This window comes from Pseudomonas sp. PDM30 (assembly GCF_019218985.1).
GTDB lineage: Bacteria > Pseudomonadota > Gammaproteobacteria > Pseudomonadales > Pseudomonadaceae > Aquipseudomonas > Aquipseudomonas jessenii.
Genome location: NZ_JAHUWM010000004.1, coordinates 96,911 through 112,733, shown reverse-complemented (window position 1 = coordinate 112,733; position 15,823 = coordinate 96,911). Strand labels below are relative to the sequence as shown.

Annotated in this window: 8 protein-coding genes; 6 read left to right on the top strand and 2 right to left on the bottom strand. The window is 59.2% G+C overall.

Annotated elements, in window-relative coordinates:
* The first annotated feature begins 84 nt into the window (after positions 1-84).
* The 3 genes from KW840_RS11130 to KW840_RS11120 all read left to right on the top strand — a co-directional run bounded on the left by KW840_RS11130 (position 85) and on the right by KW840_RS11120 (position 6,174).
* Positions 85-4,512, top strand: coding sequence for a dermonecrotic toxin domain-containing protein (locus tag KW840_RS11130; protein WP_218495170.1), 4,428 nt, complete (start codon positions 85-87; stop codon positions 4,510-4,512).
* 90 nt (positions 4,513-4,602) lie between these two features.
* Positions 4,603-4,911 (top strand): PsiF family protein, encoded by a 309-nt coding sequence (locus KW840_RS11125; protein ID WP_218495169.1) that lies wholly within the window; start codon positions 4,603-4,605, stop codon positions 4,909-4,911.
* A gap of 249 nt (positions 4,912-5,160) precedes the next feature.
* Positions 5,161-6,174 (top strand): AI-2E family transporter, encoded by a 1,014-nt coding sequence (locus tag KW840_RS11120; RefSeq protein WP_056725372.1) that lies wholly within the window; start codon positions 5,161-5,163, stop codon positions 6,172-6,174.
* A 124-nt stretch (positions 6,175-6,298) separates the two neighbouring features.
* On the opposite strand, the gene KW840_RS11115 is transcribed toward KW840_RS11120, so the two are convergent.
* Positions 6,299-7,573, bottom strand: coding sequence for an Hsp70 family protein (locus KW840_RS11115; protein WP_057712201.1), 1,275 nt, complete (start codon positions 7,571-7,573; stop codon positions 6,299-6,301).
* Positions 7,574-7,871: 298 nt separating this feature from the next.
* On the opposite strand from KW840_RS11115, the gene KW840_RS11110 reads away from it, so the two are divergent.
* Positions 7,872-8,819: a DnaJ C-terminal domain-containing protein gene (locus tag KW840_RS11110; protein ID WP_057712200.1), complete on the top strand. Its 948-nt coding sequence runs from the start codon at positions 7,872-7,874 to the stop codon at positions 8,817-8,819.
* 27 nt (positions 8,820-8,846) lie between these two features.
* On the top strand, positions 8,847-9,152 hold the full coding sequence (locus KW840_RS11105; RefSeq protein ID WP_057712199.1) for a chaperone modulator CbpM: 306 nt from the start codon (positions 8,847-8,849) through the stop codon (positions 9,150-9,152).
* A 21-nt stretch (positions 9,153-9,173) separates the two neighbouring features.
* On the opposite strand, the gene KW840_RS11100 is transcribed toward KW840_RS11105, so the two are convergent.
* Positions 9,174-10,301 carry a sensor histidine kinase KdpD gene (locus KW840_RS11100; RefSeq protein ID WP_218495168.1) on the bottom strand — a complete coding sequence of 376 codons (1,128 nt, stop codon included), beginning with the start codon at positions 10,299-10,301 and terminating at the stop codon, positions 9,174-9,176.
* A 246-nt stretch (positions 10,302-10,547) separates the two neighbouring features.
* On the opposite strand from KW840_RS11100, the gene KW840_RS11095 reads away from it, so the two are divergent.
* Positions 10,548-15,806: a dermonecrotic toxin domain-containing protein gene (locus tag KW840_RS11095; protein WP_218495167.1), complete on the top strand. Its 5,259-nt coding sequence runs from the start codon at positions 10,548-10,550 to the stop codon at positions 15,804-15,806.
* The last annotated feature ends 17 nt before the right edge of the window (positions 15,807-15,823 follow it).

Here is a 15,823-nt window from a genome sequence, read left to right as displayed (position 1 = left end):
TCATACAGCATTATCCGAAACAAACTTCATGGGAACAGAATTGGGGCGCTGTAGGCTTCGATCCTCTCTCTAAGTTTGCGAGTAATGATTGTGAAAAATTTGTTGTTGAAGTCTGCGAGTAGCCAAGATTATTTCGATATAAACCAAGAGCACAGTACTCACTACAACTTTATCAAAAGCGCCATTCCCGACTGGATTGTCGATTCTTCGCTTCAGCGGGTGGGTGATTTACGCAACACACCCAAAGTTATTCCCGCCTGGAGCAAAGCGGCGTCCCATACGGAGCATGTGGCAGCGAAAGAAGCCACAAAGGTCAGTTGGCAGGCGCAGAACCAGGTCGACCGGATGCTCGGGAAGCTGCAAGATGCCGAATCCTTTGCCCTGCCACTGCTGACCAATGCCCTCAAGAAGCAATTCGGTGTAGTGGTCGATGTTCGTGAAATTTTTCTGCGGTTGTATTTTTCGGCTAAAACATCCGCTTGGGCATTCAATGTCACCGGCGGTGTCGGCAGTCGAACTGTCTCGTTACTTAACGCATCTCTGCAAAATTTTGCCGAGGGCGAAGTATTTACCAGCGACTCTGCATTTATCACCAGGCCCGACGACATCGGGCGGTTTGAAATAAAGAAGTTGGGAATAACGATCGAACAGTTCAAGACGCTGTGCCGAACTCTGGATATTGGGTCCCAATATAAAAAGTATCTGGAAAGTTATCTGGCTCCTGAAGGTGCCATGGTCCGGGAGGCGGTGCAGCACCGCATCGTCGCCAGTCAGAAAAGCGCCATGAAAGCTGCAGCACATCTGGCATTGATGAAGAAGGACATCGGGGCAGCGGCCTACCTGACCGTGTTGAACATGGTCCTGGGTAAAAAGGGACTGGTGTGGGATGGCGGTCCCGTGCGTTTCTACCACTTGAGCATGCTCGACACCCGTCTGACCGGGATTGTACTGATCGCCGCCGATCTCGATATCCCCGGTGCGAATGTCCGGCGCGTCATTGCCTACGTACCGCACGATCCCGAGCATCCGCTGAAAGAGTATGCCTCGACGGCCGAGTTCGCGCTCGAACTGACTCACCAGCTACGGGGCAACGATCAGGCATCCGGCGCTACCCGGCGCAGCTATCAGGCGTTTTTCAGTCGATTCGTGGATCATTACCAGCGTGGTCATTTCTTCGCCGCGCTCAACGCGAAACTGTGGGAAATCACTTACCACGGCACACAACCGGGCTCCAATCTGCCTGCCTGGCGCGAAACTCAAGTAGATCGCCCCGATTTGCGGATAGCCGCGGTATCGTTCGAAAACGATACCGTCAGCCGTTATAACGGCGATCCGTGGGTTTATCTCTATCAGCAGCAAGTTGACAAGATTTTTGCCGACGGGCGCGCGCTGGCCGTGACCACCGCCGATGCGGACAGTGCCGCACGTTGGGCGTGGATCGAAAACCTGGAAAAAATGCTCTCCGACATCATGCAGGTTGCCTTGCTCGTCGCGACCCCCTTTGTCCCGGTGCTCGGGGAGCTCATGCTGGGGTATATCGCTTATCAACTAGTAGACGGGGTCGTGGAAGGTGTCGTTGAACTCACCCAGGGCGAGTACGTTGAAGCGGCGGAGCATCTGGTCGGCGTCGCTGAAAACCTGGTTCAGTTGGGCACGTTTGCCGTGGGCGGTGCTATCGCCACTCAAGTGGTGAAGCCCAGGTTGTCGTCCTTCCTCGAAGGCGCCCGTCAAGTCACGCTCCGAAACGGTGAGCAGCGGCTATGGGGGAAAAATCTGCAGCCGTACCTGCAACAAAACCTGCGTCTGGCGACGGATTCCAAACCTGACCTTTACGGTCTGCATCAGCATCAGGGCCGGCAGATTCTGTCTTTGGACGATGATCATTTCGAACTCAGGTTCGATTCGCAAACCGGCAAACACCGGGTTCAGCATCCGACCCGTCCCGAGGCCTATCAGCCGGTGGCGGAGAGTAACGGTACTGGCGCTTTTGTAATCGAGGGTGAAACACCTCACACCTGGGATGCCGATGCGCTGATCAAGCGACTCGGTCCGTCGGTGGAGGGGTTGACCGACAAGTTCGGCGACATTCGCACTGTCAGCCGTGCCGATGTCGGTGCGCTGGTACGCATGTACGCCGATAACGAGCGGGCGATCCCTTTGCTCAGCGATACGGTGACCCGGTTCCGGATCGACCGGGATATCCACACCTTCATCCAAAACATCGGCAGCGCCCGTGCACAGGATTATTTGCAGGCCGACCCGCTCTGGCAGTTTCAATTGCTGGACGGCTTGTGGCCCGGCAGAGCGATTGAGCTCAAGGGGGCCGATGGACGAGTGCTGTACGCCATCGGGGTCGACGACGAACCTGTCTCTTTCTCTGTGAACCAACTGGCGGATACCGACCTGATCGACACCTTGCTGTTGTTTCTCGATGATGCCGAGACCCGGCAACTGCTGGGTGATGAGCCTGATGCACTGGTCGGCAGCCGCACACAAAATGCCACGCGTTTGAGGGGGCAACTCGCGCAATTGGCAGATCGGCGCAAGGCCTCGTTGTTCGACAAACGTTACCGGGATGTCGGGCAAGCCGTCAGTGCCGAGGCAAGGTTCATCCAGGGCGAGGTTCCAGGAATGCCCGGTGTCGTTGCACAAGAGCTGGTCGCGCTGGCGCGCCCGGAGGAGTTGCAGACGCTCAAGCTGCGCAGGCTTCCCGAGCGACTGCAAGGGTGCGCCGATTGGGCGCTCAGGGACGTGCGGATCAGCCGTGCGTACGAGGGTTTTTATCTGGAGTCGGTCGACAATCCGGACTTCGACGCCCTGGCGTTGCATTCCCTGGAAAACCTGCCGGGCTGGAATGCCAATGTGAGGATCGAGCTGCGTCACTACCGTTTCGATGGCCAACAACTGGACAGCATCGGCCCCGAGGATGCCGCCATCCGGCGTACGCTCGTCTTAAGCGAAAACGGGTTGATCCAGGCTTGCGACGAGCAAGGCAATGCCCTGCATTCGGGCGGTGATTTGTTTACCTCGATCTTGCAGGCATTACCCGATGCCGAGCGTGATGCGTTGCGGATTCATATCGGTCAGGGCCCGGTCCTGAAGGCTGCATTGCGCGACCATGCCCTGAAACCCTACAGGCTGTTAAGTGTTCTTTCCGGTTTGCCGGAGTTGAAAATTCCGACGTTTGATCCGGCGATCATGCGCCTGCGTGGGGGGGCTCCTACCGTGACCGGTGAGATTGCGCAACTGCAGGACGTCGAGCAACGCAGCGTGGCTTTTGTCGACGGTGCATTCCATCCGAGCGTCCCCTCGTTTGAACGATATAACTATCTGCGCGGACTCAAGTTGATGGACGAAAGCTTGTCCGACGATTGCTGGCGCGCGCTCTGGTATGGGCTCAGGAAGGCGAATGCCGAGGGCTCCGAGGCCAATCTGCGAACGGTACAAAGTATTGAAGTATTGCCCGATCTGCAAAAGCTGATGTCGCCTGAGCAGTTCGATGCATTGGTCGAGCGGTTGTTCACCGTACAGGGGTTGGTGGAGCTCACGGAGTCCGAGCGCAATCTGGGCGCCCGCGCGCGCGATCTCGAGCAAACCGGGCGTCTCGATGAATATCAGGCGCTGCAGCGCGCCGTGAGGGAAAACCTCCCGGTGTCCAGCGACCGATGGGTGCCGTTGCAGAAGTATGCCGCTGACCTTGAAAGCGACGTCACGACGGCCGCGCAGCCAATTGAAGTGACACCCCAGGTCATGGCCAATCTGCGACAGGCACAGCGTGCCATCCATCGATCCAAGGAGCTGTTGCCTCTGTCGGGCAACCAGCTGCCGAGCATCTGGGAAAACGGCGGTTCAGCGATCGCGAAAATCAAGGGGCTGCGAGGACTGGATCTGCAGGAAGGTCAATTCACAGCACGGATGTCTCTCGCCGAACATGCGCGTAAAGCCATTGAAATCAAGGGAGGCAATTGTTCGGAAAACTCCAAGGTGACCTTCGCGCTGCTGGCCAGCCAACCGAGAACCTCGCGGATCCACCTCGTCAGAGCCACCGCATTCGATCATCAGTACGTGGTCATTGGCGATGACTTGACCGATCTCAAGCAACTGGTGGTTGCCGATTCGTGGCCGGAGTTCCCTGCCGCCCATATGGCGGATAATGGTCGTTTCGAGTTTGAACTGCCCCCCATTGCAACCCTTGAACCGGGACCCGCCAACGCGGATTTTGCCTTTATCAACGATGTGCCTGCAGGCCCGGCGATGCTGCCGGAGGTTTCCCGGGACAACACCATCAGGCAGATAACCATAAACAAACTGTACCAGTCGGGGGCTTATGCTCAATTCACGTCATTGAAGACGTTGGCGACACGATACAGTGTGCCTGGGGAAGCCTGGGTGTCGTTTGAGCGGTTGCCGGGTTCCGTGATCGAAAAGCGCCTGTCAGCCTGGCGAGACTATCAACACGCCTTCAAGAACCTGCTGGAGCAACAGTCCGCTGGTACCTCACCGGGCGAATGATCATCTGTGGCTGGAGGAAGGTGTAACAAGGCTTGACTACACTCCTCGTGGAGGCCGCATCTCTCGATGCGGCGACACGGAGAAAACTCCATGAAGATAATGCGTGCCCCTTTGTTGATGATCGGTTTGCTGCTCTGTTCCCAAATCTTCGCCGCCACAGACCAACAGAACAAGATGACCACCTGCAACGCCGAGGCGACTGCAAAAACCCTCAAGGGCGATGAGCGCAAAGCCTTCATGAGCAATTGCCTCAAGGCCACCCCGGCGGCCAACGGTGCCGGCAAAGCCTTGACCCCACAGCAAGAGAAGATGAAGACCTGTAACGCCGACGCCGCCACCAAAGCCCTCAAGGGTGACGAGCGCAAGGCATTCATGAGTGATTGCCTGAAGAAGAAATAAGATCGGCTCAAGGACAGTGGTGGCTGTGCTGGCTCCATCGCGAGCAGGCTCGCTCCCACATTTGTCCGGTGTACTCAGTTCCACTGTGGGAGCGAGCTTGCTCCGGGCGGCGCTCCGACGATGGGGCCGCAGAAGGCGCTGCAAGAAATCCTGAACCACCACTAAGGTCGCCCCACACAATCCCTAGTGCTCGCACCGGATCGCTGGCAGACTGCCAATCCTTTTTACGCCGTTCGTTTTTGAGGCTGTATGCCAACGTTTTCTCAGCGTCAAGTCTTGCTGGTCATCAGCTGGGTCATCATTTTTGGCGGACTGCTGCTGGTCCTGCCGCTGCGATTGCTGCCCAGCCTGCTCGCCGGGTTGCTCGTGTTCGAACTGGTCAACATGCTCACCCCGCAACTGCAACGGCTGATCGAAGGCCGGCGTGCGCGCTGGCTGGCGGTGGCGTTGCTGGGGACTCTGATTGTCAGCGTGCTGTCGCTGATCTTTGCCGGTGCCTTCAGCTTCCTGCTGCACGAGGCGGAAAACCCCGGCGCGTCCCTCGACAAGTTCATGGGAGTGGTCGACCGCGCGCGCGGGCAATTGCCGCCGTTCATCGACGCCTATCTGCCGGCCAGTGCCGCGGAGTTCCGCGTGGCGATTGGCGAATGGGTCAGCAAACACCTCAGTGATTTGCAACTGGTGGGCAAGGACGCGGCGCACATGTTCGTGACCTTGCTGATCGGCATGGTGCTGGGGGCGATCATTGCCTTGCAGCGCGTTCCGGACCTGACCAAGCGCAAACCGCTGGCCGCGGCGTTGTTCGAACGTCTGCACCTGCTGGTCCAGGCGTTTCGCAACATCGTGTTCGCTCAGATCAAGATTTCCCTGCTCAACACCGTCTTCACCGGGATTTTCCTGGCGGTAATCTTGCCGATGTTCGGTATCAAGCTGCCGCTGACCAAAACCCTGATCGTGCTGACGTTCCTGCTCGGCCTGCTGCCGGTGATCGGCAACCTGATGTCGAACACCCTGATCACCATCGTCGGTTTGTCGTTGTCGATCTGGGTCGCTGTGGCGGCACTGGGTTACCTGATTGTTATCCACAAGCTCGAATATTTCCTCAACGCGCGCATCGTTGGCGGGCAGATCAGTGCCAAGTCGTGGGAGTTGCTGCTGGCGATGCTGGTGTTCGAGGCCGCGTTCGGCCTGCCGGGGGTGGTGGCGGGGCCGATTTACTACGCGTATCTGAAGAGTGAGTTGAAGCAGGTGGGGATGGTTTGATCCGCTGGATCTTTGTTGGCTGATCTGGCCCCATCGCGAGCAAGCTCGCTCCCACAATGGACCTGTGCTCGCAGGACTAATGTGGGAGCGAGCTTGCTCGCGATAGAGGCGCCTCGGTTTTGGATCAGTCCATAGAGCCGTAACGCTTGGCCGCTTCAATCGCCAGACCGCTACCGATACTGCCAAAGATGTTCCCTTCCACATGCCGTGCATTCGGCAACATCGCCGAAACACTGTTGCGCAGTGCCGGAATCCCGCTCGAGCCACCGGTGAAAAACACCGTATCGACCTGATCGACCCGCACATCGGCGTCTGCCAGCAGTTGGGTGACGCTGTTGCGCACCCGCTCCAGCAAGCTCTCGATGGCTGACTCGAACAGCGCACGGCTCAGGTCCACGCTCAAGCCCGCTTCAATGCGATCCAGCGGCACGTGGCGATTGTCGGCGTGGGTCAGCTGGATCTTGGTTTCTTCCACTTCCATGGCCAGCCAGTGTCCGGCGCGCTGTTCGATCAACTTGAACAGGCGATCGATGCCGCCGGTGTCCTCGATGTCATAGCGCATGCTGCCCAGGGCCAGTTGCGACTTTTGCGAGTACACCGAGTTGATGGTGTGCCAGGTCGCCAGGTTCATGTGGTGACTGGTCGGCATGTAGGCGCCGCTCTTCATGCGGCTGCCGTAGCCGAACAGCGGCATCAGGCCTTGCAGGCTGAGCTGTTTGTCGAAGTCGGTTCCGCCGATGTGCACACCGCCGGTGGCGAGGATGTCCTCGTGGCGGTTATCCACACCCCGACGCTCCGGCGACAGGCGCACCAGCGAGAAGTCTGATGTACCACCGCCGATGTCCACAATCAGGACAAGCTCTTCTTTCTCGATGGTCGACTCGTAGTCGAACGCGGCGGCAATCGGTTCGTACTGGAACGAGACTTCCTTGAAGCCGATCTTGCGCGCCACGTCTACCAGGGTGTCTTCGGCTTCCTTGTCGGCCATCGGGTCATCGTCGACGAAGAACACTGGCCGACCCAGTACCACCTCTTCGAATTCCCGACCAGCGGCGGCTTCGGCGCGGCTCTTGAGTTGACCGATGAACAGCCCGAGCAGGTCCTTGAACGGCATCGCCGTGCCCAAGACGCTGGTGTCGTGCTTGATCAGCTTGGAACCCAGCAGGCTCTTGAGCGAGCGCATCAGGCGGCCTTCGTAGCCTTCCAGGTACTCGTGCAGCGCCAGCCGGCCGTACACCGGGCGACGTTCTTCGATATTGAAGAAGACCACCGACGGCAGGGTGATCTTGTCGTCCTCCAGCGCGATCAGCGTTTCCACGCCGGGGCGCAGCCAGCCGACAGTGGAGTTGGACGTGCCAAAGTCGATACCCAAGGCACGGGCTGGAGATGCGTTGTTCATGTCTTTCAGGTTCCGGTTAAAAAACGGCCGCGCAGTGTATGTCAGAGCGCGCCAGATTCGAAGGCCGGTTATCTGCTAATTCTTCGCAGACAATGCCTTGAAAGATGGGGCATCCCCCCCAAACTACCCTGCATCAACCGGACAGCCGCGGGAGTGCTCGCAAGAAGCCCCGCCTACTGCCGATAAACTTCTGCTGCGCCGCCCGGTCACAAACTTGAGATCGGTCAAACCAATGGCTGCAAACAAGCGCATGCTGTGGCCTGTGGCGCGATTCTGATAACGGATGGTGATTCCCTCGATGGACTTCAAAGACTATTACAAGATTCTCGGTGTGGAGCCGACCGCAGACGACAAGGCGATCAAGGCCGCCTATCGCAAGCTGGCGCGCAAATACCACCCCGACGTCAGCAAGGAAAAGGATGCCGAGTCCAGGTTCAAGGATGCCTCGGAAGCCTATGAAGCGCTGAAAAGCGCCGACAAACGTGCCGAATATGATGACTTGCGTCGCTATGGCCAGCACGGCCAACCGTTCCAGGGACCTCCGGGCTGGCAGAGCCGTGGTGGCTTCGGTGGCGGTGGCCAGGACACGGGCGATTTCTCGGACTTCTTCAGTTCGATCTTCGGTAACCGTGGGCCAGGTTTTGGTGGTGGTGGACAGTCGCGTCGCAGCACCGGACGTCGAGGGCAGGACGTGGAAATGGAACTTGGGGTCTTTCTCGAAGAAACGCTGTCGACCGAGTCGAAGAAGGTGACCTTCCAGGTACCTCAGTACAACGCGGCCGGCCAGCATGTGAGCAACACCAGCAAAAGCCTGAACGTGAAGATTCCGGCCGGTGTGAGCGACGGTGAGCGCATTCGCCTCAAGGGGCAGGGTGCTCCGGGCGTGGGTGGCGGGGCCAATGGCGACCTGTACCTGACGATCCGTTTTGCGCCGCACCCGAAGTTCGACGTCGAAGGCGAGAACCTGATCATCACCTTGCCACTGGCACCGTGGGAGCTGGCGCTGGGCGCCGAAGTCGCCGTGCCGACCCTGACCGGCAAGATCAACCTCAAGGTCCCGGCCGGCAGCCAGAACGGCCAGCGCATGCGCGCCAAGGGCCATGGCCTGATGAACAAGGCCGGTGAGCGCGGTTACCTGTTCGTGCAGTTGAAGGCTGTGATGCCGAAGAAATCCGACGATGACATCAAGGCCCTGTGGCAGGAGCTGGCGAAAAAAGCCGCGTTCGACCCGCGAGAGCATTTCTGATCCCTTGGAACCGAGGAGTCACTGACTATGAGCAGTCCCCTGATCGTTCAACTGGACATGGCCGAATTCTGTGAGGCGACCGAGTTGTCGGACGTCTACGTGATCGAAATCGTCGAGCACGGCATCCTCGAACCTCAGGGCGCTCAGCCCAAGGACTGGGTTTTCAACGACTACGAGTTGACCCTGGCCAAGCGCGCCGCCAAGCTGCGGCGCGATCTGGACCTGGAATGGGAAGGCGTCGCCCTGGCGTTGGACCTGCTTGAAGAAGTCCAGCAATTGCGGGCCGAGAACCGCATGCTCAAGCAGCGATTGGGGCGGTTGGTGGTCGAATGATTTCCAACAAGCACAAAAGCATCAGACCTTTCTGGGCAACTCCACGGTAAACGTCGTGCCATCAAGCTCATGGGAGCTGACTTCAATCGTCCCCTCATGGGCGTCGACCACTTCCTTGACGATAAACAACCCCAACCCAAGGCTGGTAGTAGGCTCGCCGAGCTCTTCACAGGCGCTGCGCACCAGCGGGTCGAAAATGGTCGGGATCGCATCGGAGGGGATCGGGTCTCCGTCGTTGTGCACTGTCAGTCGGACACTGTCGGTCTCACCCTTGAGAGTCAACTTCACCTCGCGTTTGCTTGAACCATGCTGCAAGGCATTGCCGATCAGGTTCTGCAGCATCTGATCGAGCCGGCGCAGGTCCCAGGTGCCACGTGTGTCACCCTGTACATCCAGGGTCGGTTCGCATTCCGGTTGACCGGCACTGGCCCGGGCAATCGCTTCGCGCGCCGCTTCGGCCAGGTCCATGGGCGCCGGCTCGATCGGCAGACGCTTGCCCAGGCGGCTGCGCACCAGTTCAAGCAAGTCCCCGACCATCACCGCCAGGTGCCCGGTACTGCGCTGGATATTGACCGCGCACTTGAGCGCATCACCTTCGAGCACGGCTTTGCGCAGCAGTAGTTCGGTGGACATGCTCACCGCCTGCAGGGGCGCGCGCAGGTCGTGGCCGAGGATCGCCAGAAAAATGTCCCGAGAGCGATTGACCTGCTCGGCATAAGTGGCCGTGGACTCCGCCAGGGCTTCGTCGATGGCTTCGTTGAAGCGGATCATGTCCTGGAAGTAGGTCAGGTCAGGCGATTGCAGGCTGTTGACCCACAGGCGGATGACACAGGCGCGCAAGTGACGGAACTCACTGGTCATTTGCACCAGATCAAAACCCACGGTATGGCGCAGTTCGCCGTGGCTGGCACCGGCCACGTCGAGGCTGGGGGTTTTCTCCGGTCCTTCGCCGCGCGACTTGGCCGCCTGTTCGGCAGGTGTCTGGGGCTTGCACATGTCCCGCGCCGAGGCCAGCAGGATCGACCGGGCATGGTCGCGCAAGGCAGCGCTGTCCATGGTTTCGGCGGCCGGGGTGATGGTTATGGCGAACTGCTCCCACTCATCGACGATGCGATCAACATGTAACACGATGAATTCGGAAAGACGCATGGCGGTTACCTGAGCAAATCGGGGACAGCGATTCGAATAGTAGTCCCTTTGCCGGAAAAAACACGACCGCTCATGCAGCGGCATAACCGCAGGCATTTCTGGTGGTACATATCTATCGATGGCTCCTTGATTTTCGAACCTTGCGGGCCTTTTTTCAGCCTTGGCCCAACAGTAATTTGGACTTTTGTTTCAGGCGCGGGTGGATAAGTCTGTTAGCTCCAACCCAGCCATCAAGGTGAAAAAACAGTGTCTGATTTGCATGGAAGCAACTCGCTGGAAACGCCCGCCCCAAACAACGGCGTTCATTACGAGCGTGTACTGGGCGCCATACCCGACGCGATAAAAAAGGCGTCGATGTCGAGAATGAAAACCCTCGAAACACTAAGGCCCGAGATCCCCGAGTGGTACAGCGCTGCACGGGAAATCGACCGTCAATACCTGAAGGAGTTGATTGAAGAGCAGGGACGCTTGCAAGGCACTCTGGACAAGACCCTGGGCAACTTGCAACACGACATCAATGCCTTCGCCAAACCGCTGCTCAGTGCGTCGATGCAGGCGAACTTCAATACTGTGGAGAATTTCGACGCACTCAGCGTGCAACTTGAAGTACCCAGTAAAATTGCCTTTGTCATTGATACCGGGGCCAGTCGCGTTCGACAGTCCACGTTGCTGGAAGCGGCGTTGCACAATTTCGAGGAGGCAGAAACTACCGAAGACGCCTGGCGCAGCAGCTCCGGTATCTATCGCAAGGATGAGCGCGGCAGCCTTGCGCTTGAGCCCGCGATTTCCTTGCCCAGGTTTGCATCGATGTGCCGCAGCCTCGACATTGGCGGACAGTACCAGCGGCATATCAAATCCATCCTGCTGCCGACCACAGCTGAAGCGCGACGTGCCTTGCAGGACGAGTCGGTGGCCAGTGAAAAAGCCGCTTTCCAGGTGGCGTCACTGGTCGCCCGAATGAAAGGCGATATCAGCGACCATGCCTACGGCAAACTCGGGCAGATACGCGAGAGCCAGGCCGATACCACGCTGTACGACCGGCCGCTGCATGGTCATCGATTGTCGCTGATGGGCTTTCGCTTGACGGGCATCGTGCTGTTCAGTGCCGTCAGCGATCCGTCGCAGATCAAGCAGGCGATCGATGCCTTGACCCCCGACTCAGTGAAATTCTGGAGCGAATGGTCGCAGCGCCTCTCGATATTGCCTGGTGCGGAGTACGAGCGGTTCAAATTACTGCAGGCGTTTTTCGCCAATGGGCCGCAGGGGCTCAACGATGAGCTTTTGCGCCGCGACGACATCTACCATCAGAGTCGTTTGTCCGGCCACGTGATCGCCTATGTACCGGATGATCCGCAACATCCGCTCAAGGAATACCCCTCGCTGGCCGCGTTCATGAAAACCCTGATCGGTCAGCTGCGAGACACGCAATACCAGGCGTTTTTCAGCCGATTCGTGGCGCAAAAGGACAAGGGGCTGTTTTTCAGCCGGGTCAACGAACGTCTGAAGACGTTTACCTGGCAGCAACGCGAGCCATTGGACATGGGGCCATGGTGGCGTGAAACGGCGGTCGAGAATCCCGATGCAGAACCCATTACCAATCAGATCACGGGCGACCTGTGGGTGACATTGTTCGTTGAACGCCGCGACAAGGCCATCGTCGATGCCCGACGCATCGCGGTGCCGACCGGCGACGAGGACGCCAGCGCCCGCTTCAAGCGCCTGACCAGTTACCTGAACATTGGCTGGAACCTGTTCAATTTCGCCGCGATGCTGGTGCCCGGTCTGGGCGAAGCGATGCTGGGCATCATGATTGCGCAGATGCTCGCCGAGGTTGCCGAAGGCATCGAAGACTGGAGCAAAGGCGACAAGGAAGAGGCCTCCGCCTATTTCAATGGCGTGCTGATCAACTTTGCGCAGTTGGCGCTCATGGGCGCCGGTCACGGGTTGCCAGGCGGCCAGCTGGCGCCGATCAAGGTCTCGCCCTTTGTCGAAGGGCTCAAGCCTGTGGAGGTCGCCGGCAAGCAGCGTTTGTGGAATCCGGACCTGACGTCATATCAACAATCGGTCACCTTGCCCAGGGATGGCGTCGTCGGTGAAAAAGGCTTGTACCGGCACCAGGATCAGGACCTGCTGCATCTCGACGACAAATGCTACGAAGTCAAACAGGACCCGAACACTGGCCAGCATCGCCTGCAACACCCCTCGCGAGCCGATGCCTATCAGCCCTTGCTGGAGCACAACGGCACCGGCCTGTGGAAAACTGAACTCGATCAACCGCTGGAATGGGATCGGCGTCAATTGCTCCAGCGTCTGGGCGCCTCGGTGGATGGGTTCAGCGATGAAACACTGGAGCAGATCCTGACCGTCAGTGGCGTCAACGAAAATGCGTTGCGCCGGCTCCACGTGGAGCACGAAACCCCACCCGCGCTGCTGACCGATACCCTCAAGCGCTTCAAGGCGTACGCCGACGCCGAAGCTTGCGCAGAGCAGATCCTGGCCGACCGGGTCGGCCAGGAGTGGGCCGATCTTGCCGTGCGCTTCATGACTGAGTTGCCGGGCTGGCCCGAGGGCAAGGCCATCGAAGTGTTCCAGGGGCCGGGCCTGTCGGGGGCGGCGTTCAAGGAGGGCTATGCCGGCGCGTTGCCCGCCGATACCTTGCAGATGACCTGGCAGGATTTGCTCGCCGGTGCGCTGCCTGCACGTGTGGTCGGGTTCCTGGATGAACAGGCCCTTCGCGAGATGCAGGGGCAGTGGTTTTCCGGAGACAAAACGGCGCGCACCAAGGCCTTGCGCGATCGCCTGGCCGAGCAGGCGCGGGGCAGCAAAAGGCGTTTGTTCGACAAGTTGTACGAGCGTCGGGAGCGTGCAGACGATCCCCGTGTGAGCTTGCTCAAGGGGCACGAGTCGTCGCTTTCGACCAGTGTGGCGCAAGCGCTTGTGGAACACGCACACCCCTCGGACCTGCAACATTGGGCCGAGAAACAGCGCGTGCCCTTGAGGTTGTCCCAACAGGCCTTCGAAGCGGCGGACCAGCTGCGAGTGGCGCGAGCGTATGAAGGCCTGTACCTCGGCGAGCTGCACAACACCGACACCGAGCGCCTGGAGCTGCACTCACTGGCAGCCCTGCCGGGCTGGCCCTCGGACCTGCGCCTGGAAATCCGTGAACGTTCTTTTTCAGGGACGCTGCTAGACAGCCTCGGCCCGCAGGACGCGCCCATCCGCAGAGTGTTGATCCAGAGTTCGGATCTCCGATATGAAGCACGGGACGCGGGCGATCAACACCTGCACGGGTTGGACAATCTGTATGCCGCCGTGCTGCACGCATTGCCCGACTCCCAGCGTGTCGCCCTGGGTTTTGAAATTCATGACGCGGCAGGCCTTGAGCAGGCAGTAAAGACAAAGCCACTGGATCGAGCTGTGCTCGAGCCGATCCTGCGCGACAACCCGGTGCTCAAACCGTCCTACGACCCGACCGTCATGCGCTTGCGCGGCGGCATGCCGGGTTATGCGCAACAGGTCCCGCGCGGCATGGGGTTGCGCCAGCGGGCTCGCTCGCTGTATCCGGCCTTCACCCCGGAGGAAATCGAAACGCTGTTGACCGGGTTCAGCCAAAACGGTGGTTCGGTCCATGAAGGCCTGGCCGCGCTGGAGGCCGAGCTCAATCAGTTGAACCGCGCCATGCAACGCTGGATGAACTCGCCGACCGAGTCCTTTCGTTTTAGCCCGGCGGGCGTGGCGCAGTGGCATGCGCGAAACAACATCTACAAAGCGCTCAGGCAATGCTGGCAGCGCACCGGGCCGGAGGGCATCGAGGCTTCCGGCATCGTGCGGCCCCAAGCGTTGAAACTGGACAACATTCCCAAGTTGAGCCAGCTGCTTGAAACCCTGCCGAGGCTCGAGGCCAACTTCGATCATGTCACCAGCCTGAGCCTGCGCGGTGGGCAGTTGCGTTCCGGGAACATGTCGTTCCTCGACTCGTTCCATCAGGTGCGCTACCTCAATCTGCAAGACAATCTGCTGACGGCCATTCCGCAAGGGCTGAAGGACATGCGTCATCTCACCGACCTGTTCCTCAACGACAACCGCATTGAGATGGATGTGCTGGCGGTGGATCGCCTGAAGAATCTGACACGCTTGAGGTCGTTGGGGCTGCGCGGCAACCCGCTGAAGCTCATTCCTGATGTCAGCCGGATGCCGCATTTGCAGGTGCTGATGCTGAGTGACGCCGGTCTGGACAGTTGGCCTGTCGGACTGTTTTCCCAATCGCGGCCTCGCAGTATTTTCATTGATCTGAGCCGCAATCCGATCAGCCGGATACCGGAAGTCGCACCCGGATCGTTTCGCGCCGAGTTGCTGGCGCGCACGGTGATCAGTCGGGGGCCGCACTGGATCTCGCCGGAAAACCTCGACACCCTCAAGTTTTACATCGAGTCGGTCGGCATGGACCCGGACCGCCCTTACCCACCCCGAGGCCTGCTCGACAGCTCGGAATGGGCGGCGGGCATGACCGAGCGGCAATGGCAGGAAAAACAGGAAGTCTGGAACGCCGTCGAGGATGAATTCGATTCGGTGCCGTTTTTCAACGAAGTCCGCAAACTCACCCAATCCGCCGACTTCAAGGCCGGCGATACCTATCAGTCGGAACTGACGGCCAAGGTCTGGCGCATGCTTGAGGCCATGGCCAGCGACACTGAACTGCGCATCAAGTTGTTCAACGAAGCCGCAACCCCCACCGAATGCGTGGATGGCGGGACGCAACTGTTCAATGCCATGGGCGTGCAGGTGATGGTTCACGAGGCCTACGCCCTCGTGCGCGCGGATCTGATCGAGACGCAATTGCTTGAACTGGCCCTGGGTAAATCCCGGCTCGATGAACTCGGCGCCATCGCCCGTCACCGGGTGTCTGAGCGATTGGCGAAGGGAGAACAGTTCCGTCGGACTGGTGCCGATGGCGAAGTGACCGGCACTATCGATGAAGTGGAAGTACACCTGGCCTACATGACCGATCTGGCGCAGCGCCTGGATTTGCCGTGGCAGGCACGGGGCATGCAGTTTCGCAGCATCGCCGAGGTCAGCAAAGAGATGATCGAGGCAGCGCTCCAGCGGATCAAGGCGCTGGAGGAGGGTGATCTGCTGATCGACCGGGTCTTTGAGCAACCGCTCTGGAAGTCCTGGCTGGAGTCGACTTACCGCGAGGAATTGAATGGCTTGAAACGCCGGATCGACGCCACCACCGATTTGCAGGACGCGTTGCAGCGCAGGGCTGAAGGTACGCGGCTCACCACCGAGGAAAAGGCTGCAGTGGAGTTGGAAATCAAGGGGCTGTGCAGCGAATTGGACAAACCTGAAACTGACTTTGCGGATGGCCGGCTGATGACTGAAGAGGCGTATGGTCAAGCCTTGAATGACATCGACCGACAGATCACGCAGCAGCTGAAAAACCTGACCCGAGAAGCGATGACGCGGGCCAGGCTGGACCGACTGCGGATTGGGGCCGATCAATAATCACGGAAAAAACAAAG

Bases quoted from the DNA above. Each gene is read 5' to 3' on its own strand.
- KW840_RS11130 (WP_218495170.1), top strand. From the start codon at position 85: ATGATTGTGAAAAATTTGTTGTTGAAGTCTGCGAGTAGCCAAGATTAT.
- KW840_RS11125 (WP_218495169.1), top strand. From the start codon at position 4,603: ATGAAGATAATGCGTGCCCCTTTGTTGATGATCGGTTTGCTGCTCTGT.
- KW840_RS11120 (WP_056725372.1), top strand. From the start codon at position 5,161: ATGCCAACGTTTTCTCAGCGTCAAGTCTTGCTGGTCATCAGCTGGGTC.
- KW840_RS11115 (WP_057712201.1), bottom strand. From the start codon at position 7,573: ATGAACAACGCATCTCCAGCCCGTGCCTTGGGTATCGACTTTGGCACG.
- KW840_RS11110 (WP_057712200.1), top strand. From the start codon at position 7,872: ATGGACTTCAAAGACTATTACAAGATTCTCGGTGTGGAGCCGACCGCA.
- KW840_RS11105 (WP_057712199.1), top strand. From the start codon at position 8,847: ATGAGCAGTCCCCTGATCGTTCAACTGGACATGGCCGAATTCTGTGAG.
- KW840_RS11100 (WP_218495168.1), bottom strand. From the start codon at position 10,301: ATGCGTCTTTCCGAATTCATCGTGTTACATGTTGATCGCATCGTCGAT.